Origin of the sequence: Streptomyces sp. NBC_01275, assembly GCF_026340655.1 — a bacterium.
Taxonomy (GTDB): Bacteria; Actinomycetota; Actinomycetes; order Streptomycetales; family Streptomycetaceae; genus Streptomyces.
Genome location: NZ_JAPEOZ010000001.1, coordinates 503,541 through 524,472 on the forward strand (window position 1 = coordinate 503,541; position 20,932 = coordinate 524,472).

The window sequence follows — 20,932 nt, forward strand, 5'->3', positions numbered from 1 at the left end:
CGACCGTATGACGACGCCCTGGGGCGAGCCCGCCCTGGCCCGCTACCCCGAGGATCCGCGCGACACGCTGCGTGCCTGGGACGCCTCCGACGCGTATCTGCTCCGGCACCTCGCGGAGCGGGACGTCCCCCTCACCGGCGCGGTCGTGGTGCTCGGCGACCGCTGGGGCGCGCTGGTCACGGCTCTCGCCGCGCACCGGCCGACGCAGATCACCGACTCCTGGCTGGGACAGGAGGCGACCCGGGCGAACCTCGCCCGCAACGGCGTGGAACCCGGTTCCGTCCGGTTGCTCACCACCCAGGATCCGGCGCCCGAGCGGATCGACGTGCTGCTGGTGCGGGTGCCGAAGAGCCTCGCGCTGCTGGAGGACCAGCTGCTGCGGCTGGCGCCCGCCGTGCACGAGGGCACGGTCGTCGTCGGCGCCGGCATGGTGAAGGAGATCCACACCTCCACACTGCGCCTGTTCGAGCGGATCCTGGGCCCGACCAGGACCTCCCTCGCCGAGCAGAAGGCCCGGCTGATCTTCTGCACCCCGGATCCGTCACAGGCGCGCCCCGGCAATCCGTGGCCGCACTCCTACGCGCTGCCCGACGACGTCGGCACGCTCTCCGGTCGTACGGTCGTCAACCACGCCGGTGTGTTCTGCGCCGAGCGGCTCGACGTCGGCACCCGGTTCTTCCTCCGGCAGCTGCCGGACACGCGCGGGGTTGGCCGGGTCGTCGACCTGGGGTGCGGGAACGGGGTCGTCGGCACGGCGGTGGCGCTGGCCGACCCGGCGGCCGAGGTGCTGTTCACCGACGAGTCGTTCCAGGCGGTGGCGTCGGCGGAGGCGACGTACAAGGCGAACGGGGTGCCGGGGCACGCCGAGTTCCGGGTCGGGGACGGGCTGGCGGGAGTGCCGGGCGGGAGTGTGGACGTGGTGCTGAACAATCCGCCGTTCCACTCCCACCAGGCCACGACGGACGCGACGGCGTGGCGGATGTTCACGGATGCGCGGCGCGCGCTGCGGCCGGGCGGCGAGCTGTGGGTCGTCGGCAATAGGCACCTGGGGTACCACGTGAAGCTGAAGCGGCTGTTCGGCAACAGTGAACTGGTTGCGGGGGACCCGAAGTTCGTGGTGCTGAGGGCCGTCAAGCGCGGGTGAGGAGGCGGACCGTCCGCTCGACGGTGGCCGCCATCGCCGCCCGGCCGGCGGTCAGGTAGGCGCGGGCGTCGACGGCCTCGGGGTGGTCGGCGAGGAAGTCCCTGATCGCGCCGGTCATGGCTTGGTTCAGGGCGGTCCCGATGTTGACCTTGGCGATGCCGCCCGCGACGGCCGCGATCAGCTCGCCGTCCGGAACGCCCGAGGAGCCGTGCAGGACGAGGGGCACGTCGAGGACGGCGGCGAGCCGTTCGATCAGGTCGTGGTCGAGGGCGGCGGTGCGGGTGGTCATCGCGTGGACGCTGCCGACGGCGACGGCCAGGGCGTCCACGCCGGATTCGGCGACGAAGGCACGGGCCTCGGCCGGGTCGGTGCGGGCACCGGGCGCATGGGCTCCCTTACCGCCGATCTCCCCCAACTCGCCCTCGATCCAGAGCCCTTGGGAGTGCGCCCAGTCGACGGCCGCGCGGGTCGCGGCAAGGTTCTCGGCGTACGGAAGGCGGGAGGCGTCGTACATCACGGAACCGAAGCCGGCGTCGGCCGCCTGACGGAGGAGCAGGTCGCTCTGGACGTGGTCCAGGTGCAACGCGACGGGTACGGCGGCCCGTTCGGCGGCGGCCACGGCGGCGCGGGCGAGCGGGAGCAGCCGTCCCTGGCGGAACTTCACGGCGTTCTCGCTGACTTGGAGGACGACGGGCGCTCCGGCGGCCTCGGCGCCGGCGATCACGGCCTCGACGTGTTCGAGCGTGATGACGTTGAAGGCGGTGACGGCGGTGACGGCGGTGTGGGCCGTGCGGACCCTGCGGACCGTGCGGGCGCGGGTGACCAGTTCGCCGGTGGTCGTGAGGGGCATGTCAGCTCCCGGTCGGCCGCGAGTGGAGGACGACCGAGCGGGTGAGGTGGCGTGGGCGGTCCGGGTCGAGGCCGCGGGCGGCGGCGACGGCCACCGCGAGCCGCTGGGCGCGGACGAGTTCGGCCAGCGGGTCCAGTCGGCCGGATATCCACAACGCGCCTGTGGCCCGCACCTGTTGGGCAAGTCCCTCGGGTTCCGGCCCGAGCATCCAGGTGGCGGTTCTGGCGCCGCTCACGCTGATGGGGCCGTGCCGGTACTCCATCGCCGGGTAGGCCTCGGTCCAGGACAGTGCGGCCTCGCGCATCTTCAGCGCGGCCTCGTTCGCCAGACCGACCGTCCAGCCACGCCCCAGGAACGTGAACTGCCCGCATTCCACGAGCCCTTCGGGCAGCGGCTCGGCGAGCACGGTGCGGGCGTCGGCGAGGACGGCGTCGGTGTGCAGGCCCAGATGGGCGCGCAGGAGGGTGAGTGCGGTGGTCGCGAACCTGGTCTGCACGACGGAGCGTTCGTCGGCGAAGTCCAGGACGACGAGCCGGTCCGCGGCCCGCGCCACCGGGGTGTCGGGGTCGGCCGTGACCGCCACGGTGGGCGTACGTCCCTGAAGGCGGGTGAGCAGGTCGAGCACCTCGGTGGTGGTGCCGGACCGGGTGAGGGCGAGGATCCGGTCGTATCGACGACCCCAGGGGAACTCGGAGGCGGGGAACGCGTCCGTCTCGCCCTGCCCCGCACCTTCGCGCAGGGCGGCCACGGCCTGGGCCATGAACCAGGACGTGCCGCAGCCGACGATCGCGACCCGCTCCCCCGGCGCCGGAAGCTCCCCCGCATGACGGGCGGCCTCGGCGGCGGCCCGTGACCAGCACTCCGGCTGGCTCATCAGCTCGTCCTCGACATACGTCATGCCCCACCTCTTCCCGACGATGCATGCAGATGATTGTTCATGCAAGATAGAGCCATCTTTCGAGCAATTTCAAGCACACGATCGGCATGCAACAGACAGGGAGAGGGAGCCCGCCGATGTCACGTGACCAGCTCGCCGAGAACGGGGAGACGCCGGACTTCTTCTGGGCGGCGAGGATTTCGGCGTACGAATCCACGCACGGCTCCGGTAACAGCCCCTGGCGTCAGGCGTGTTCGCCGGTGCCGCGCTGGGTGCTGCCCGGTTCGCCGGTGTCGCGCCGCCAGACGACGACCAGTTCGTCGCGGGCCCCGAAGCGGACCAGATGGCGGCCCACCACGTCCTCGAGCCGGTCGAGTTCGTCGGCCTCGGTGTCGATGGTCAGCAACAGGGCGTCCTCGGCGGCGGTGAGGGTGCCGCTGCCCTGCGGGAAGGTGAGCAGGCCCTCGCCCTTGTCCTCGTCCCAGGTCGCCTCGATCCGGCGGCCGAGATGGGCGGCGAGCTGTTTGGCGTAGCGGTGCGGGCGGTCGGTGGGGACGCGGGCTTCGGAGCGGGACATGGACGTGACTCCCTCGGACGGCGGGCGGACTCACTGCAGTACTGCCAGACACAGGGGCCCCGCGTACACCTCCCGGACCGCAACGTATGGATTCTCCCCCGGACGGACGGCGCCGGCCGGGCACAAGGGCAGCGGTAGGCTCCAGGGCGCACCCCCGGTGAACCACCGAAAGTGCGCCCCGCCCCCCGGGGCCCGCGGTGACGGGGTGCGCGGCCGTCCCCTGCCGCTCCGCCGTGCCCGCGGACCCTTCAGCCGGCCCGTCCGGGCGCGGACCCTCCGCTCAGGGTCCCGCCCGGACGGACCGGAGCTCTCTGCGTCCTGGCTCTCTGCGTCCTGCGGGCCGAACTACTCGCCGGTGTGGGCGAGTTCGATGTCGTGGTCGTCCACGTCGCCGCTGGCGAGACTGATCCCGGTCGCCCGCGGCGGGTAGCCGGTCGCGATGACCGTGTACGGGCCGCCGTCCAGGTCGGAGAAGACGTACGCCCCGTCGTTCCCGGTCGTGGCGGTGGCGACGACGTTGCCCGCCGCGTCCACCAGCGTCACCCGCGCGTCGGCCAGCGCGGCGCCCGCGCCGCGGACCGTGCCCCGCACCTGCGCGCCGGGCCGCAGCTCGACGTCGACCCGGGTGACCCCGGTGGCGCCGATCTCGACGGGCAGCGCCAGCGGCCGGTGCTTGGGCGAGCTGACCGCAAGGGTCACCGGCCCCGGCACCAGGTCGGCCAGGACGAATCCGCCAGTCCCGTCGGTCTGTACGGTGGCCAGCACATCCCCGCGCACATCGGTCACGACGACCACCGCACCGGCGACCGGCGCCCCGCTCTCCGTCGACCGCACCGCGCCGGCCAGCCCGCTGCTCCCGCACAGCAGCACGTCGTACGTCACCGGGGCGGCCCCGACGACCACGGTCGTCGCCTGCGGCTGATGGCCGTCGGCGGCGGCGATGAGGACGTACGTGCCCTCCCCCGGCGCCTCGACCGCGTAGGAGCCGTCGGCCCCGGCGACCGCGCGGCTCAACTGCCGCCCGCCCAGCGAGATCAGCGTCACCGCGGCCCCGCCCGCCGGCGCGCTCTCCGCGCCCCGCACATGCCCGGACACGGTGTGCCCGCCGCCGGCCGGTCCGTCGCCGCTCAGCCCCGGAACGGTCGCGACCAGCTCGGCGACCGCGCGGGCCAGCGGAACGGCGACCGCGGCGCCCACAGCACCCACAGCCTCCTCGTCGACGCCCGCGCCGGACGCGACGGACGTCCCCGTCTCCGGCCTCGCCTCCGATTTCGTCGCCTCCTCCCTCACGCCTGCCGCCGCCGTCCGCTGCCGCGGGATGAACGCGGCGACCACGAAGGCGAGGACCGCCGCTCCCGAGCCGACCGCCATGACCACCTTGAACCCGTTCTCGGAGGGCAGGGCGGCGCCGCCGAACACCGTGGTCATCTGGGCCAGGATCACCCCGGCGACGGCGCTGGCGGTGGAGGTGCCGATCGACCGCATCAGGGTGTTGAGGCTGTTCGCGGCGGCCGTCTCGGAGGCGTCCACGGCGCCCATGATGAGCGCGGGCATCGCGCCGTAGGCGAAGCCGATGCCGGCGCCGATGACACAGGAGCCCAGGACGAGCTCCCACACGGCGTCCATCAGCACGATGGTGAGGCCGTATCCGACGGCGACGACGACCGCGCCGATCATCAGGGTCGTCTTCGGGCCCCGCGCCTTCGAGATCAGCGCGGACACGGGCGCCGTGGCCATCATCACCAGGCCCGTGGGGGCCATGACCAGACCCGCGGCCAGCAGCGACTTGCCCAGCCCGTAGCCCGTCGCCTCGGGCAGCTGGAGAAGCTGGGGAAGGACCAGGGACATCGCGAACATGGAGAACCCGAAGGCCGTCGAGGCGAGGTTGGTCACCAGCACCTGGCGGCGGGCGGTGGTCCGCAGGTCCACCAGCGGTTCCTCGACCCGCAGTTCGAACAGACCCCACAGGAGCAGCACGACCACCGCGGCAGCGAAGAGCCCGAGGGTGGTGCCGCTGCCCCAGCCCCAGTCGGCGCCCTTGGAGATCGCCAGCAGCAGACAGATCAGTCCGGCGGCCATGCCGACCGCGCCGACCAGGTCGAAGCGGCCGCCGGTGCGCACCTTCGACTCGGGCACGAACAGCGGGACGAGCACGGCGGCGACGACGCCGAGCGCGGCCGACGTCCAGAACAGCACATGCCAGTCGAAGTGGTCCGCGAGGAGCGCGGCGGCGGGCAGCCCGAGCGCGCCGCCGACGCCGAGGGAGGCGCTCATCAGCGCGGTGGCCGAGCCGAGCCGCTCGGCGGGGAGTTCGTCGCGCATGATGCTGATGCCGAGCGGGATGACGCCGGAGGCGAGTCCCTGCAGGGCCCGGCCGACGATCATCGGGGTGAGCGCGTCGCTGAGGGCGGCGGTGACCGATCCGGCGACCAGCATGGCCAGGCTGACCAGCAGCATGCGGCGCTTGCCGTACATGTCGCCGAGCCGTCCCATGACGGGGGTGGCGACGGCGGCCGCGAGAAGGGTGGCGGTGACGGTCCAGGCCGTGTCCGAGGCCGGGGCGTCGAGCAGCGTCGGCAGCTCCGGGACGATCGGGATCACCAGGGTCTGCATCAGCGAGACCACGATCCCGCCGAAGGCCAGGACCGCTACGACGAGGTCGGCCCGCGGCGGCGCGGACTCCCCCGTCGTGACGGACCGGGGGTGCGCATGGGACATGGTCGGGCCTCCGTGGGGGGATCGGGCCTTCGCGACGCCCACCAATCTAGATCGCTTGATTAACTTAAGCAAGTAGAATGTTCGGTGGGCGAGAGGTGAAGATTCCGCGCACGGAGGGCCTCCGAAGAGGCCCTCCGGTCCCCACGACAGGGGCGACTACAGCGCCCGCTCCAAGTGGTCGGCCACCAGCTTCACGAACCGTGCGGGCTCCTGGGGCCGGCCGCCCTCGGCCAGCACCGCGAGACCGTGCAGCAGTTCGGCGGTCCCGGCGAGCTCGGTGCGGTCCTCCCGGTCCTTGTAGGCCTGGTTCAGGCCCTTGACGAGCAGGTGGTCCGGGTTGAGCTCGAGGATCCGCTGGGCCTTGGGCACCTCCTGACCCATCGCGCGGTACATGTTCTCCAGCGCCGGGGTGAGGCCGTTCGCGTCCGAGACGATGCAGGCCGGGGACACCGTGAGGCGCGAGGAGAGGCGCACTTCCTTGATGTCGTCGCCCAGTTGCTCCGTCATCCAGCCGAGCAGACCGGCGTACTCCTCGCCCTGCTTCTCCCGCGCGCCCTCGGCCTCTTCGTCGCCCTGCGCGTCGAGATCGACCTCTCCCTTGGCGACGGACCGCAGCCGCTTGCCCTCGAACTCGCCGACCACGTCGACCCACACCTCGTCGACGGCGTCGGTGAGCAGCAGGACCTCGATGCCCTTGGCCCGGAAGGCCTCCATGTGCGGGGAGTTCTCGATGCTCTCCCGGGACTCGCCGGCCAGGTAGTAGACGTCCTCCTGGCCGTCCTTCATCCGCTCCACGTAACTCTGCAGCGTGGTCGGCTCGTCCGCGCTGTGCGTGCTCGCGAACGACGCGACGGCGAGCAGGGCGTCGCGGTTGTCGTTGTCGGTGACGAGCCCTTCCTTCAGGACCGCGCCGAACTCCCGCCAGAACGTGGCGTAGCGGTCGGGGTCCTTGGTCAGCAGGTCCTTGACCGTGGCCACGACCTTCTTGGTCAGCCGACGCTGCATCATCTTGATGTGCCGGTCCTGCTGCAGGATCTCCCGGGAGACGTTCAGCGAGAGGTCCGCCGCGTCGACCACGCCCTTGACGAAGCGGAGGTAGGGCGGCAGCAGCGCCTCGCAGTCGTCCATGATGAAGACGCGCTTCACATACAGCTGCACACCGCGCTTGGAGCCCTGCTGGTACAGGTCGTGCGGGGCGTGCGAGGGGACGAAGAGCAGCGCCTGGTACTCGAAGGTGCCCTCGGCCTGGAGCCGGACGGTCTCCAGCGGCTCCCGCCAGTCGTGGCTGATGTGCTTGTACAGCTCGTGGTACTCGTCGTCGGACACCTCCTCGCGCGAGCGCGCCCACAGGGCCTTCATCGAGTTCAGCGTCTCGGGCTCGGGCGCGGCGTCGCCGTCGCCGGTGCCGTCGACGCCGTCGGCCTTCTTCGGGACCGTCCTGATCGGCCAGGTGATGAAGTCCGAGTACCGCTTGACGATCTCCTTGATCGTCCAGGCGGAGGTGTAGTCGTGCAGCTGGTCGTCGGAGTCCGCGGGCTTGAGGTGCAGGGTGACCGAGGTGCCCTGCGGCGCGCCGTCGACCCGCTCCAGCGTGTACGTGCCCTCGCCGCGCGACGACCAGCGCGTGCCCTGGCTCTCGCCGGCACGCCGGGTCAGCAGGGTCATCTCGTCCGCCACCATGAACCCGGAGTAGAAGCCCACCCCGAACTGCCCGATGAGCCCCTCGGCCTGGTCGTCCGCGCCGCCCTTGTCGGCCTTGCCCGCCTTGCCCGCCTCGCTCGCCTCGCTCGCCTCACGGGCCTCCCGCAGCTCCCGGACGAACTGCGCGGTCCCCGAGTTGGCGATCGTGCCGATGAGCCGGCCGACCTCCTCGTACGACATTCCGATGCCGTTGTCCCGCACGGTGAGGGTGCGGGCGCCGTCGTCGGTCTCGATCTCGATGTGCAGGTCGGAGACGTCGGCGTCGAGCGTGTCGTCCCGCAGCGCGGCCAGGCGCAGCTTGTCCAGCGCGTCCGAGGCGTTGGAGACGAGCTCTCGCAGGAAGACGTCCTTGTTCGAGTAGACCGAGTGGATCATCAACTGGAGCAGCTGACGGGCCTCAACCTGGAACTCAAACGTTTCGGTCGTCATGGTTCGCGTGTCCCTCACAGGTTCCGTGGTCTCGTCGACGGTGGTGAACTGATCAGGGCCACTTTACAAACAGCGGGTCGGGCGGGGGTCAGCGTTGTCCGAGGTCGTCCGCGCGAGTGACGCGGATCTTCGACTGACCGTGCGGGAGCGCCTCCCAGTCGTCCATGAAGCGGGCCCGCAGACCGTGCTTCTCCGCCAGGGCCACGAGGGTCTCGGTGCGGTAGTAGAAGTCCTCCCGCAGGACGTGGTGTTCCTCGCCCTCGGTGCGGTCGAAGGTGAAGTCGAACCAGCCGCCCGGCGCGAGCACCCGCCCTACGTGGGCCAGGCACTCCTCGATGACCGGGAGCGGCGAGTGCGAGAAGACGCTGTGCGCGTGGACGACGTCGAAGTGGGCGTCGGGCAGGAACCGCAGCGTCAGGTCGCGCACCGGGGTCAGGGTCGGCAGCCGCTGCTGCAACCCCATGTCGACGATGGTGTCCTGCGCGGCGACGAGGATGTCGGGGGAGATGTCGACGCCGTGGTAGTGGCCGGGTTCCAGGTGCCGGATGAACCGCCAGCCGCCCCGCAGGTTGCCGCAGCCGATCTCCAGCATCCGGTGCTCGGGGCGCAGCCCGTGGCCGAGAAGGTAGTCGAACTGCATCGCGCCCAGCGCCAGCCACCGCTCCCGGTTGCGGCTGCCGACGGCCGCGTCCGGGTCGGCGCGGGTGTCGGAGCGCATCACGGCACGGTAGTAGGAGACGTGGTCCGGGTGGCGGCGGCTCAGCCACAGGTCCCGGGCGGCGCGGGCCAGATGACGGGGCACCCGGTCGGGGTGGCGCAGGGCGTAGCCGACGCGGTGGCCGAGCGTGGCGCGGTTGGCGGTGAGGTTCCTGGCGGGCATGGGTCGGCGCCTTTCCTGGGCTGCTGCAGGTCCTGGTCCCAGCCTCGGGGAGCGGGCGACGGTTCCGGCTCGGTCGACAGGAGCCGGTCCGCGGGAGGTTCGGGCGATCCCGATGTCAGCCGATCGGTTGATGCGCGCCCGCGTCCGTCGCGTTAGACACGGAGGATGAGCACGACGGAGACGACGACGCAGACGACGACGGAGACGACCGCCGATGCGGACGGGCGTCGACTTGCCGGGATCGTGCACGCCGCGTTCTTCCTGCTGCTCGGCTCGTCCTTCGCGCGCTTCCTGAGCCGGGACCAGGGCGCGGCGCACACCGGGTGGACAGCGCACACCTGGTGGACGGTGACGCTGTTCGCGGTCTTCTGCCTGCTCTACGTCCTCGGGCCCTTCCTCGCCCCGGCGCCCCGCCCCGGTTCGCCGCCCACCTCGGGTCATCTGGCCTGGCTGGGCTCGACGTCGGCCGTCTGGGTGGTTCTTCTGGCCCTCGCGCCGAGCGCCACCTGGTGCGTCATGCCCCTGCTGTTCGCGGGACTGCACGCACTGCCGCCCCGGTTCTCGGTACCGCTCGCGTGCGCGCTGACCGCGCTGGTGGTGGCCTGCGAAGTGCGGGCGGCCGACGGGGCGTTGAACCCGAACATGGTCGTGGCCCCGCCCGCCGTCGCCGCGGTCGCCACCGCCGTACTCGTCCATCTACAGCGCCAGGGAGCCCGGCAGCGCGTGCTGATCGACGATCTTGTCCGCACCCGCCGCGACCTCGCCGCCTCCGAACGGCAGGCGGGCGTCCTGGCGGAGCGCCAGCGGCTGTCCACGGAGATCCACGACACCCTCGCCCAGGGCCTGTCCAGCCAGGGGATGCTGTTGCAGGCCGCCGAGCGCGTCTGGCGGTCGGACCCGGACGCGGCCCGCGCACATCTGCGCGAAGCGGCCGAGATCACCTCCCGGGGCCTCGCCGAGGCCCGGCGTTTCGTCCATGACCTGGCGCCGGCCGACCTCGCCGAGCAGTCGCTCCCGGACGCGCTCGCCGCCCTCGCGGCGCGGGAGAGCGGGCCGGGCCTGACCGTGGAGTTCCGGCTCGACGGCGACCCGGGCCCGCTGCCGGAACGGGTCGAGGCGGCGCTGCTGCGCATCGCCCAGGGGGCGTTGGCCAATGTCCGCGAACACGCCGCGGCGACCCGGGCCGCGTTGACCCTGACCTGTCTGGACGACCAGATCTCGCTGGACGTGGCCGACAACGGCCGTGGCTTCGACGCGCGTTCGCCCACGGTCTCTCCTGCGGACCGGGCCCGTGGACACGGGCTGCCGGCCATGCGCATCCGGGCCCGACAGTCGGGCGGCGCCCTCACCGTGGAGTCCACCCCGGGCGAGGGCACCGTCGTCTCGGTAGCGGTCCCGCTCACTCTCGACCCCGTGAAGAAGCCCGCCAGGAAGCCCGTCAAGGAACCCGCCAAGAAATCCGACAAGGAGCCCGTCCAGTGAGCGCGTCCACGTCCCCGACCCCCGTCCGGCTGCTGCTGTGCGACGACCACGCCGTCGTACGGGCCGGTCTGCGCGCCCTGTTGTCCAGCGCCGACGGCATCGAGGTGGTCGGCGAGGCGGGCACCGGCGAGGAGGCGCTCGCCCTGGCCGCCCGATTGCGTCCCGACGTGGTCCTGATGGACCTTCAGCTCGACGGCGGCGCAACCGGAGGCACGGGCAGAGGCACAGACAGGGGCACGGACGGAGGCATGGACGGCGTGACGGCCACCCGACGTCTGACCGCCGACGGCGCGGACGGCACCGCCGGCCCCCGGGTCCTGGTCCTCACCATGTTCGACACCGACGCCGACGTCACCCGCGCCATCGAGGCGGGCGCGACCGGCTACCTCCTCAAGGCCGAGCGCCCCGACGAACTGTTCGCGGCGATCCGCAGCGCCGCGTCCGGCCGTACGACGCTGTCGCCCCCGGTCGCCGACCGACTGCTGGCCCGGATGCGCAGCCCGCGCCCCACCCTGTCCGAGCGCGAGCACGACATCCTCGGCCAACTGGCCCGCGGCCTCGGCAACCGGGAGATCGCCCGGGCGCTCTTCATCAGCGAGGCGACCGTCAAGACCCATCTCGGCCGGATCTACGGCAAGTTGGGGGTGGAGACGCGGTCGGGCGCGGTGGCGGTGGCGAAGGAGAGACGGCTGCTGCCGTGAGGCCCGGCACCGATCGCTCCTTTCGGGGGCGTGGCACCGATCACTCCCACCGTGGCCCAGCACCGGTCACTCCTGCCGTGAGGCCCTGTTCAGACGACTCCTGACGTCCGCATCCCGCCCTTGTCCTGCCCCCGCCCTCCCCCTAGCCTGATTTTGTGCCGCAAATAAACAAAGCCCGTTCGCACAGTGCGGTGCAGGGCGAATCCCTCAGCAGGCTCCGGCTCGCCCTCACCGTCTTCTTCGCCCTCGACGGCTTCGTCTTCGCCGGCTGGGTCGTCCGCATCCCCGCGATCAAGGAGCAGACCCACGCCTCGGCCAGCGATCTCGGCCTCGCCCTGCTGGGCGTCTCCGCCGGGGCCGTGGTCACCATGCTGCTCACCGGCCGCCTCTGCCACCGTTACGGCAGCCATCCGGTCACCGTCGTCTGCGCGGTCCTGCTGTCCCTCAGCGTCACCCTGCCCCCGCTCACCCACTCCGCCCTCACGCTCGGCGCGGTCCTGCTGCTGTTCGGCGCCGCGTACGGCGGGATCAACGTGGCCTTCAACAGCGCCGCAGTCGATCTCGTCGCGGCACTGCGCAGGCCGATCATGCCCACGTTCCACGCGGCCTTCAGCCTCGGCGGCATGATCGGCGCCGGCCTCGGCGGCCTGGTCGCGGGGTCCCTGTCCCCCGCCCGCCATCTCCTCGGCCTCGGGCTCATCGGCCTGCTGGTCACCGCACTCACAGGACCGGTGCTCCTACGACAGCCTTCGCCCCGCCCGCCGGACCAGCTCCTCGCCGACGCCGGAACCCCGACGGACAGGACCCGGAACCCCCGCACCCCCCGCACCCCCCGCGCTCCCCGCGCTCCCCGCACCCGCCGCCTCGTCATCGTCTTCGGCCTGATCGCCCTGTGCACGGCCTACGGCGAAGGAGCCCTCGCCGACTGGGGCGCCCTGCACCTCCAGCAGGACCTGGACTCCTCGGCCGGGGTCGCGGCCGTGGGGTACTCCTGCTTCGCGCTCGCCATGACGGTCGGCCGGCTGACCGGCACCACCCTCCTCGAACGGCTCGGCCGCACCCGCACGGTGGTGGCCGGCGGCGCGGTCGCGTCGGCGGGGATGCTGCTGGGCTCCCTCGCCCCGACCCTGTGGGCGGCGCTCCTGGGCTACGCGATCACGGGCCTCGGCCTGGCCAACCTCTTCCCGGTGGCCGTCGAACGCGCGGGCGCCCTGGCCGGCCCCAGCGGAGTCGCCATCGCCTCCACGCTCGGCTACGGCGGCATGCTCCTCGGCCCGCCCGCCATCGGCTTCATGGCCGACTGGTTCTCCCTGCCCACCGCCCTGACCAGCGTGGCCGCACTCGCCGCGGTGGCCGCCGCGATCGGCCTCGCCACCCGACGGACGACCACCGACTGAACACCGGCGCCCGTATCCGGCGCCCACACCCGACCCGTCGACATCACGGACGAACGCGGTCACCGACGGCACCTCGCCCGGACCGCACTCCATCCGGCAGACTCACCCGCATGGAGACCGCCGAGTACATCCGCATCCTCGACCGGGAGGGCGGCTCGCTCGCCGCCGCGGCAGCCGAGGCCGGACCCGACGCCAAGGTGCCGACCTGCCCGGACTGGCAGGTCAGGGATCTGCTGCGGCACACCGGGATGGTGCATCGCTGGGCGACCTCGTTCGTCGCCGAGGGCCGCACCTCGTTCCACCCCGGCGACGGACTGCCGGACCTCGACGGCGACGCCCTCTCGGCCTGGTTCCGCGAGGGGCACCGGCGGCTCGTCGACACGCTGTCCGCCGCCTCACCGGACGTACAGTGCTGGCACTTCCTGGCCGCGCCGTCGCCGCTCGCGTTCTGGGCCCGGCGGCAGGCGCACGAAACGGCCGTGCACCGCGTCGACGCGGAGTCGGCCCGTGGTCGTACACCCGAGGAGATCGCCCAGGAGTTCGACGTCGCCTTCGCGGCGGACGGCGTCGACGAACTGCTGAGCGCCTTCCACGCGCGCGAGAAGAGCAAGGTGCGGACCGAGAAGCCCCGGGTCCTGCGGGTGCGGGCGACCGACGCCGACGACGCCGTGTGGACCGTACGACTGTCCTCGCGCGCGCCGGTGACGGAGCGGAACGCCGACGGGGGCGCCGACTGCGAGGTGGCCGGGCCTGCGGGGCTGCTCTACCTGTCGTTGTGGAACCGGGCGCCGTTCCCCGACATCGTCGGGGACGCCTCGCTGGCTGCCCTGTGGCGGGAGAAGTCGGCCATCACCTGAGCTTGAGCATCCTGGTCAGCACCGCGCGCTGCACCGGCAGGACCTCGCCGTGCAGCGCGCGCCCCTTTCCGGTGAGCGCCACCCGGACGCCTCTGCGGTCCTCGGCGCACAGGCCTCGCTCCACGAGTTCGTCCTTCTCCAGCCGGGCGATCAGGCGGGACAGGGCGCTCTGGCTGAGGTGGACCCGCTCGGCGATCTCCTGGACGCGATAGCCGCAGGAGACGTCCGCGGCGGCGGAGTCGGCGAGCACGTCCAGCACCTCGAAGTCGCTGGCGCACAGGCCGTGTCGGTGCAGAGCGCGGTCGAGTTCGCACTGGGTGCGCGCATGCAGGGCCAGCATGTCCCGCCACTGCCCCACGAGCGCCTGCTCGGCCGTCTGCCGGACCGCTTCGGCAACCGTTTCCCCGGCCGTTTCCTCGCCCTCCGCCCGGCCCTTCGTGTCGCCCTTCATCGCCGCCATGGCCCGCACCGTAGCAGAGAAACAGTTTCATTGCATCGGAATTAAATGCGCTTGCATTCGATGCATGCGCATGTAGTGTCTCCGCCATGACCTCTCCGCTCCCCTCCCCCGCGTCCTCCCTCTCGGAGGGCCGCTGGACCTCACGGCTCTGGGGCACCCTGCTGGTGCTGTGCGCCGCGATGTTCCTGGACGCGCTGGACGTGTCGATGGTCGGCGTCGCCCTGCCGTCCATCGGCTCCGACCTCGGTCTGTCCACCTCGACGCTGCAATGGATCGTCAGCGGCTACATCCTGGGCTACGGCGGCCTGCTGCTCCTCGGCGGCCGCACCGCCGACCTGCTGGGCCGCCGTCAGGTCTTCCTGGTCGCCCTCGGCGTGTTCGCCGTCGCCTCGCTGCTCGGCGGGCTCGTCGACTCGGGCCCGCTGCTGATCGCCAGCCGGTTCATCAAGGGCCTGAGCGCGGCCTTCACCGCCCCGGCCGGGCTGTCGATCATCACTACGACGTTCCCGGAGGGCCCGCTGCGCAACCGCGCGCTCTCCATCTACACCACCTGCGCCGCCACCGGCTTCTCCATGGGCCTGGTCCTCTCCGGCCTGCTCACCGAGGCCAGTTGGCGCCTGACCATGCTGCTCCCCGCGCCCATCGCCCTCGTCGCCCTCGCGGCGGGCCTGAAGCTGCTCCCGCGCAGCGAGCGGGAGAAGGACCACAACGGCTACGACGTGCCCGGCGCCGTCCTCGGCACCGCGTCGATGCTTCTGCTGGTCTTCACCGTCGTCCAGGCGCCCGAGTCCGGCTGGACCTCCGCCCGCACCCTGCTGTCCTTCCTCGCGGTCGCCGTCCTGCTGACCGCCTTCGTCCTCGTCGAGCGACGCTCGGCCGGCCCGCTGATCCGGCTCGGCGTACTGCGCTCCGGCAGCCAGATCCGCGCCCAGCTCGGCGCGATGGCGTTCTTCGGCTCGTACGTCGGCTTCCAGTTCCTGGCGACCCTCTACATGCAGTCGCTGCTGGGCTGGTCGGCGCTGCACACGGCGCTCGCCTTCCTGCCGGCGGGCGCGCTGGTGGCGGTGTCCTCGACCAGGATGGGCGCGATCGTGGACCGTTTCGGCACCCCACGGCTCATAGCGGCGGGCTTCGCCTTCATGGTCACCGGGTACGCGCTGTTCCTGCGCGTCGACCTCGACCCGGTGTACGCGGCGGTGATCCTGCCCACCATGCTGCTGATCGGCGCGGCCTGCGCGCTGGTCTTCCCCTCGCTCAACATCCAGGCCACCAACGGCGTCGCCGACCACGAACAGGGCATGGTCTCCGGCCTGCTCAACACTTCGGTGCAGGTGGGCGGCGCACTCTTCCTGGCCGTGGTGACCGCGGTGGTGACCGCGGGCGCACCGGCGGACCCCACTCCGCAGGCCGTCCTCGACAGCTACCGGCCCGGGCTCGCGGTCGTGACGGCGGTCGCCGCCGCGGGACTCCTCATCACCCTGCCCGGCCTGCGCGCCCGGCGTGGCGGCGGCTCGGTCGTGATCGCCAGATCCTCGGCGGAGAAGGCGGCCGAGGTGGTGGGGGCCCGCGACTAGCGCCTGTCGTCCGGCACACCCGTGACTTGTGCGTCCGGCGGGGGCTGTTGCCCCGTCGGACGCACGGCTGGGAGAATCGTCGGATGAACGGACACGGGGGGCCACGCACACAGGCGGAGCGGGACGCGATCACCGTGGAGATCGGTTACGCGCTGTTCAGCGCGGTGTTCGCGGCGGTGGTGATCCTCGGGGCGGTCGCCGGTCCGGCGCTGCTCTTCCGACTCCCGGAGCCGGCCGAGTGGTTGCTGCCGCGTACCGGGCTGGTGCTGGCCGTTGCACTGTTCGCGGTCCGCGTGGTGAGTGTGCTGCGGCGTTTCCCCGGGGCGGCTCAGCCCAGCCAGCCCGGCCGCACCAGCCCCGACTCGTAGGCCAGCACGACCAGTTGGGCCCGGTCCCGCGCGCCCAGCTTCACCATCGTGCGGCTGACATGGGTCTTGGCGGTGAGCGGGCTGACGACCAGTCGGCGGGCGATCTCCTCGTTGGACAGGCCGATCCCGACGAGCGCCATCACCTCCCGCTCCCGTTCGGTGAGCCGACCCAACGCGTCGGCGGGCGCGGGCTCCTTGGAGCGGGCGGCGAACTCGGCGATCAACCGGCGCGTCACCCCCGGCGAGAGCAGCGCGTCCCCGGCCACCACCGCCCGTACGGCGCGCAGGAGTTCTTCGGGTTCGGTGTCCTTCACCAGGAAGCCTGACGCTCCCGACCGGATCGCCTCGAAGACGTACTCGTCGAGTTCGAAGGTGGTGAGCATGACCACCTTGACGGCGGCCAGCGTGTCGTCGTCGGTGAGGCGGCGGGCGGCGGCGAGTCCGTCGAGCCGGGGCATGCGGATGTCCATCAGGACGACGTCCGGCCGCAGTTCACGCACCGAGCGCACCGCCTCCTCACCGTCGGCGGCCTCCCCCGCGACCTCGATGTCGGGCTGCGCGTCGAGCAACGCCCGAAACCCCGCCCGGACCAACGACTGATCGTCGGCGAGCACCACACGAATCACCGCCCCGCCTCGCCCCACCGGCTCTCCCTGCTCCGCCGCTCCCTCTCGACCGACCGACCCACCTTGCTCCACCGCTCCTCCCCGGCCCACCGGCTCTCCCTCGTTCACTGGTCCTCCCCCGCCCTCGACGGCAGGACGGCGAGCACCCGGAAGCCGCCGTCGGGGCGGGCCCCGGCCTCGATCGTGCCGCCCAGCGCCGCGGCCCGCTCCCGCATCCCGGCCAGCCCGTTGCCCCCGCCGCCCGCGTCGGCGCCGGTCGCGGGCCCGTCGTCGTCGATCCGGAGCCGTAGCGTCCCGGCCGCCCGCTCCAGCCGCACACGCGCGTGGCGCGAGCCCGAATGCCGTACGACGTTGGTGAGGGCCTCCTGGACGATGCGGAAGGCGGCGAGGTCCGTGCCGGGGGACAGTCGGGGCGGGGTTCCTTCCACGTCGACGGCGAGGCCCGCGTGCGCCGCCTGCTCCACCAGCTCGGGCAGTCGGTCCAGGCCGGGGGCCGGAGCGCGCGGCGCGGCTCCGGGCGTGCGGAGGCTGTCGAGCACCTGGCGCACCTCGCCGAGCGCCTCCTTGCTGGCGGATTTGATGGCGCCGAGCGCCGTGCGCGCCTGCTCGGGGTCGGAATCGAGGAGCGCGAGTCCGACGCCCGCCTGGACGTTGATGACGGAGAGGCTGTGGGCGAGGACGTCGTGCAGCTCGCGGGCGATGCGCAGCCGCTCCTCGTCGGCGCGGCGGTGGGCGGCCTGGGCGCGTTCGGCCCGCTCGCGGGCCCACTGTTCGCGCCGGATCCGGGCCAGCTCGGCGACCGCCACGATCGCCACCGCCCAGCCGGCGACGACGATCTCCTGGGCGAAGGACGCGGGGGCGTCCCCGGACGGCGGCAGCCATCGGTACAGCCAGTGCGCGACCAGGAGATGCACCGCCCACAGCATCCCCAGCGCCGTCCAGGCGGCCCGTCGGCGTCCCGCGACGACGGCGGCGAAGCAGGCCACGGCCACGGTGAGGAAGACCGGGCCGTACGGGTAGCCGGCGCCCAGATAGACCGCGGTCGCGGCCGCCGTGCCGAACACGACGGCCACCGGGGCCCGTTGCCGCCACAGCAGCAGACCGCAGGCGACGAGGAGCAGCACGTGGGCGAAGAGGTCGAGGCCGGCCCGTTCGCCGTCCTGCGCATGGGCCGCGAAGTTCGAGCCGACGAGAACGAGGACGGCGAGCAGCGCGGTGGATCGCCAGGGCCATCGCCCGCCCGGCTCCTCGCCCGCCCAGCGGCGCAGCCACGGCGGCCCGTGCGGCCGCCATCGCCCCGGGCCGTCGCCCCCGCGCACCCGCTGTTCGTCCATGCCCGCCACGCTAGACGCCGTCGACCACACGGGACGTCCGCCGGGCGAGGTGATCACCCGTACTCCCCCTGAAGTACGCGGGCCGCCGTTCGCGGGGCGTGAGGCACGGGCGCCCTGCCGTGTGTGAGGCACGGGCGCCCTGCCGTGTGTGAGGCACGGGCGCCCTGCCGTGTGTGAGGCACAGGTGCCCTGCCGCGTGTGAGGCGCGCGAGGTGTCGGCGGGCCGCCGGCACCGCCTCCGCACCGTCCCTGTCCTACCGCAGCCCCACCCCATGGGCGAGCCGGGTCGCCGCATGGTGGAAGAACGGCTCGCGGTCCTCCACCACCCGGTGGAACTGGCCGAACAGCTCGAAGCCCACCAGCCCGTACAGCTCCGCCCAGGCCGCGACCAGCGCCACGGCCGCCTCCGGCGGGAGGTCGGGGGCGAGGTCGGCGGCCATCCGCTCGGCCTCGGGGCGCAGTGCGGCGCAGAGCGGCGGTGCGGCGAGCCCGGGCCCCTGCTGCGCGTCGCGCACGATGGCGATGAGGAGGAGGCCGACGCGTGAGGCGGCCGGGACGGTCGTCTGGGGCGCGCTGTAGCCGGGTACCGGCGAGCCGTAGATCAGCGCGTACTCGTGCGGGTTCGCCAGCGCCCAGCCGCGCACCCCCTCGCAGACGGCGACCCAGCGCCGTACGGGGTCGGCGTCCGCGACGGCAGCGTGCGCCGTCTCCGCCCGCTCGCCGAGGGAGTCGTAGGCGTCGATGATGAGTGCGGTGAGCAGGTCGTCGCGGCTGGGGAAGTAGCGGTAGAGCGCGGAGGAGACCATGCCGAGCTCCCGGGCGACGGCCCGCAGCGAGAGCTTGGCGGCGCCCTCGGCCGCGAGCTGTCTGCGCGCCTCGTCCTTGATGGCGGCGGTGACTTCGATCCTGGCGCGGGCCCGGGCCCCTTGGGTGGCACTGCTCATGGGGCTCAGTGTTCCACGAAAACAGAGCGGTGCACACAATGGAGAGCGGTGCCTAAATTAGAGAGCACCGCTCTTGCTTTGGATCGCCAATCTCGTGCAGACTGCTCTCAAGCGAGAGCAGTGCTCACACTTTCGGGGGGCACGCCCCCTCGCGCGGCCAACAGGAGGCAGTAGCCATGTCCACTCACGTCCAGAAGCCCGGCTGGTTCACCGTCAACGTCTTCAACCGTGCCGTCGCCTGGATGACCCGCCGCGGTCTCAGCGTGTGGGGATCCCGGGTCCTGGCGGTCCGCGGCCGCAAGAGCGGTCAGTGGCGCACCACCCCCGTGAACCTGCTGACCGTGGACGGGCAGCAGTACCTGGTCGCCCCGCGCGGCCACGTCCAGTGGACGCACAACATGCGGGCGGCGGGCGGCGGCGAGCTGCACCTCGGCAAGCACGTGGAGGAGTTCAGCGCGAGCGAGGTCTCCGACGACGACAAGACCCCGCTGCTGCGCGCCTACCTCAAGCGCTGGAAGGCCGAGGTCGGCGTCTTCTTCGGCGGGGTCGGTCCCGACTCCCCCGACGCCGAGCTGCGCCGTATCGCCCCCGACCACCCGGTGTTCCGGATCACCGTCACCGACCGGCGATGACGGGCCCGGCCACGGTCAGGAACCGTCCTCCTCGACCGCCGAAGGCTCGGCCGCCGGCCGCAGGTCCACCGCGCCCAGCGCCCGCTGGGCGAGCGGATGGGTGCGGACCAGCTCGCCCAGGGTCGTCCGGCCGCGTGTGATGTCCGTGAACGCCCGCCAGGCCGGGCGGAAGCCGGTGAGCGCCGCGTGGAAGAGCCCGGGTCGGCGTTCGAAGAGGGTGAGCAGCCGCTTGCCGACGCTCATCTCCACGCCGAGGCCCGCCTTGACCGCGAACGCGTAGTTCAACGCCTGCCGTCGGGTGTCCACCGCGTCGTGCGCCTCGGCGATGCGGACCGCCCACTCTCCGGCGAGCCGGCCCGAGCGCAGCGCGAAGGAGATGCCCTCGCGGGTCCACGGCTCCAGCAGGCCGGCCGCGTCACCGCAGACGAGCACCCGCCCGCGCGAGAGCGGCGAGTCGTCCGCGCGGCAGCGGGTCAGATGGCCGGAGGAGACGCTCGGCTCGAAGCCGGCCAGGCCGAGCCGCCCGATGAAGTCCTCCAGATACCGCTTGGTGGCCGCGCCTTCGCCGCGCGCCGAGATCACGCCGACCGTGAGCGTGTCCCCCTTGGGGAACACCCAGCCGTAGCTGCCGGGCATCGGCCCCCAGTCGATGAGGACGCGTCCCTTCCAGTCCTCGGCGACCGTCTCCGGCACCGGGATCTCCGCCTCCAGACCGAGGTCCACCTGGTCGAGTTTGACGCCGACGTGCGCCCCTATCCGGCTGGCGCTGCCGTCCGCGCCCACGACCGATCGCGCCAGCACCGTCTCGCCGCCCTGCAAGACCACCGCGACCGTACGCCGGTCGGGCACCGCCGAGCCGTGCTGCTCGACGCGCTGCACGGTGACGCCGGTCCGCAGCTCGGCGCCCGCCTTCTGGGCGTGCTCGACCAGCTGCTGGTCGAACTCGGGCCGGTTGATCAGCCCGAACAGCATCTGCCGGGAGCGTCGCGTACGGGTGAAGCGCCCGTTGTTGGAGAAGGTCACCGCGTGCACCCGGTCCCGGAAGGGCAGCTCGAAGCCGGGGGGCAGCGCATCGCGCGAAGGGCCGATGATGCCGCCGCCGCACGTCTTGTAGCGGGGCAGCTCCGCCTTCTCCAGCAACAGCACGCGCCGTCCTGTGACCGCCGCCGCATAGGCGGCCGAAGCCCCCGCGGGTCCCGCGCCCACCACGACGACGTCCCACACCTGCCGCACGTCGTCCGCCGAAGAGTTCTCGCTGCTCACGATGGTCTACTGCTCCCGATCAAGCCGCCTGCCGCACCTGTCCCCCGCATCCTACGGCGGAGATCGTCACGGTCCGATGACGGTCCGCTGTGGGAAGATCGGCGGCGTACGCGAGCCC

General features: G+C 72.6%; 19 protein-coding genes. 8 read left to right on the plus strand and 11 right to left on the minus strand.

Translation table 11 applies throughout. The annotated features are described in order from the left end of the window. Window positions 1-7 precede the first annotated feature (7 nt). Complete coding sequence (locus OG562_RS02200; protein ID WP_266408966.1) at window positions 8-1,144, plus strand: methyltransferase; 1,137 nt, start codon at window positions 8-10, stop codon at window positions 1,142-1,144. Here OG562_RS02200 and OG562_RS02205 read toward each other — a convergent pair. The 6 genes from OG562_RS02205 to OG562_RS02230 form a co-directional block, all read right to left on the minus strand. Next, window positions 1,131-1,994: a class II fructose-bisphosphate aldolase gene (locus OG562_RS02205; RefSeq protein ID WP_266392985.1), complete on the minus strand. Its 864-nt coding sequence runs from the start codon at window positions 1,992-1,994 to the stop codon at window positions 1,131-1,133. The genes OG562_RS02200 and OG562_RS02205 overlap by 14 nt on opposite strands. Window position 1,995: 1 nt before the next feature. After that, window positions 1,996-2,892, minus strand: coding sequence for an SIS domain-containing protein (locus tag OG562_RS02210; RefSeq protein WP_266392988.1), 897 nt, complete (start codon window positions 2,890-2,892; stop codon window positions 1,996-1,998). A 223-nt stretch (window positions 2,893-3,115) separates the two neighbouring features. Beyond that, window positions 3,116-3,448, minus strand: a complete 333-nt coding sequence (locus OG562_RS02215) for a DUF2218 domain-containing protein (RefSeq protein WP_266392990.1) — start codon at window positions 3,446-3,448, stop codon at window positions 3,116-3,118. A 345-nt stretch (window positions 3,449-3,793) separates the two neighbouring features. Further along, window positions 3,794-6,166 carry an MFS transporter gene (locus tag OG562_RS02220; protein ID WP_266392994.1) on the minus strand — a complete coding sequence of 791 codons (2,373 nt, stop codon included), beginning with the start codon at window positions 6,164-6,166 and terminating at the stop codon, window positions 3,794-3,796. 156 nt (window positions 6,167-6,322) lie between these two features. Next, window positions 6,323-8,296, minus strand: coding sequence for a molecular chaperone HtpG (gene htpG, locus OG562_RS02225; RefSeq protein ID WP_266392997.1), 1,974 nt, complete (start codon window positions 8,294-8,296; stop codon window positions 6,323-6,325). 88 nt (window positions 8,297-8,384) lie between these two features. Next, a complete protein-coding gene (locus OG562_RS02230) occupies window positions 8,385-9,176 on the minus strand; it encodes a class I SAM-dependent methyltransferase (RefSeq protein ID WP_266393000.1) in 792 nt (263 codons plus the stop codon). A gap of 165 nt (window positions 9,177-9,341) precedes the next feature. Between OG562_RS02230 and OG562_RS02235 the strand changes: the two genes are divergently transcribed. The 4 genes from OG562_RS02235 to OG562_RS02250 all read left to right on the plus strand — a co-directional run bounded on the left by OG562_RS02235 (window position 9,342) and on the right by OG562_RS02250 (window position 13,613). Then, window positions 9,342-10,658, plus strand: coding sequence for a sensor histidine kinase (locus tag OG562_RS02235; protein ID WP_266393002.1), 1,317 nt, complete (start codon window positions 9,342-9,344; stop codon window positions 10,656-10,658). Further along, the gene (locus tag OG562_RS02240) at window positions 10,655-11,359 is read left to right on the plus strand and encodes a response regulator transcription factor (RefSeq protein ID WP_266393004.1); all 705 of its coding nucleotides are present in this window, start codon (window positions 10,655-10,657) and stop codon (window positions 11,357-11,359) included. Before OG562_RS02235 ends, OG562_RS02240 begins: the two co-directional genes overlap by 4 nt. 191 nt (window positions 11,360-11,550) lie before the next feature. Further along, the gene (locus OG562_RS02245) at window positions 11,551-12,756 is read left to right on the plus strand and encodes an MFS transporter (protein ID WP_266393006.1); all 1,206 of its coding nucleotides are present in this window, start codon (window positions 11,551-11,553) and stop codon (window positions 12,754-12,756) included. 110 nt (window positions 12,757-12,866) lie between these two features. After that, window positions 12,867-13,613: a maleylpyruvate isomerase family mycothiol-dependent enzyme gene (locus tag OG562_RS02250; RefSeq protein ID WP_266393008.1), complete on the plus strand. Its 747-nt coding sequence runs from the start codon at window positions 12,867-12,869 to the stop codon at window positions 13,611-13,613. On the opposite strand, the gene OG562_RS02255 is transcribed toward OG562_RS02250, so the two are convergent. Beyond that, window positions 13,606-13,953: a MarR family winged helix-turn-helix transcriptional regulator gene (locus tag OG562_RS02255; RefSeq protein WP_266408968.1), complete on the minus strand. Its 348-nt coding sequence runs from the start codon at window positions 13,951-13,953 to the stop codon at window positions 13,606-13,608. The two genes, OG562_RS02250 and OG562_RS02255, sit on opposite strands and share 8 nt — an antisense overlap. A gap of 206 nt (window positions 13,954-14,159) precedes the next feature. Between OG562_RS02255 and OG562_RS02260 the strand changes: the two genes are divergently transcribed. Both OG562_RS02260 and OG562_RS02265 read left to right on the plus strand, forming a co-directional pair. Further along, window positions 14,160-15,647 carry an MFS transporter gene (locus OG562_RS02260; RefSeq protein ID WP_266393010.1) on the plus strand — a complete coding sequence of 496 codons (1,488 nt, stop codon included), beginning with the start codon at window positions 14,160-14,162 and terminating at the stop codon, window positions 15,645-15,647. A gap of 83 nt (window positions 15,648-15,730) precedes the next feature. Continuing rightward, window positions 15,731-16,015, plus strand: a complete 285-nt coding sequence (locus tag OG562_RS02265; RefSeq protein ID WP_266393012.1) for a DUF6332 family protein — start codon at window positions 15,731-15,733, stop codon at window positions 16,013-16,015. On the opposite strand, the gene OG562_RS02270 is transcribed toward OG562_RS02265, so the two are convergent. From OG562_RS02270 to OG562_RS02280, 3 genes are all read right to left on the minus strand, one after another. Continuing rightward, entirely contained in the window at window positions 15,976-16,641 is a 666-nt protein-coding gene (locus OG562_RS02270) for a response regulator transcription factor (protein WP_266393019.1), read from the minus strand. The genes OG562_RS02265 and OG562_RS02270 overlap by 40 nt on opposite strands. A 104-nt stretch (window positions 16,642-16,745) precedes the next feature. Then, complete coding sequence (locus tag OG562_RS02275) at window positions 16,746-17,975, minus strand: sensor histidine kinase (protein WP_266393021.1); 1,230 nt, start codon at window positions 17,973-17,975, stop codon at window positions 16,746-16,748. Between the two features lie 254 nt (window positions 17,976-18,229). Continuing rightward, on the minus strand, window positions 18,230-18,919 hold the full coding sequence (locus tag OG562_RS02280; RefSeq protein ID WP_266393023.1) for a TetR/AcrR family transcriptional regulator: 690 nt from the start codon (window positions 18,917-18,919) through the stop codon (window positions 18,230-18,232). A 176-nt stretch (window positions 18,920-19,095) separates the two neighbouring features. Here OG562_RS02280 and OG562_RS02285 point away from each other — a divergent pair, with 176 nt between their 5' ends. Further along, the gene (locus tag OG562_RS02285; RefSeq protein ID WP_266393025.1) at window positions 19,096-19,551 is read left to right on the plus strand and encodes a nitroreductase family deazaflavin-dependent oxidoreductase; all 456 of its coding nucleotides are present in this window, start codon (window positions 19,096-19,098) and stop codon (window positions 19,549-19,551) included. 15 nt (window positions 19,552-19,566) lie between these two features. Here the strand turns inward: OG562_RS02285 and OG562_RS02290 are convergent, their stop codons facing one another. Further along, window positions 19,567-20,814 carry a geranylgeranyl reductase family protein gene (locus OG562_RS02290; RefSeq protein WP_266393027.1) on the minus strand — a complete coding sequence of 416 codons (1,248 nt, stop codon included), beginning with the start codon at window positions 20,812-20,814 and terminating at the stop codon, window positions 19,567-19,569. Window positions 20,815-20,932: the final 118 nt, after the last annotated feature.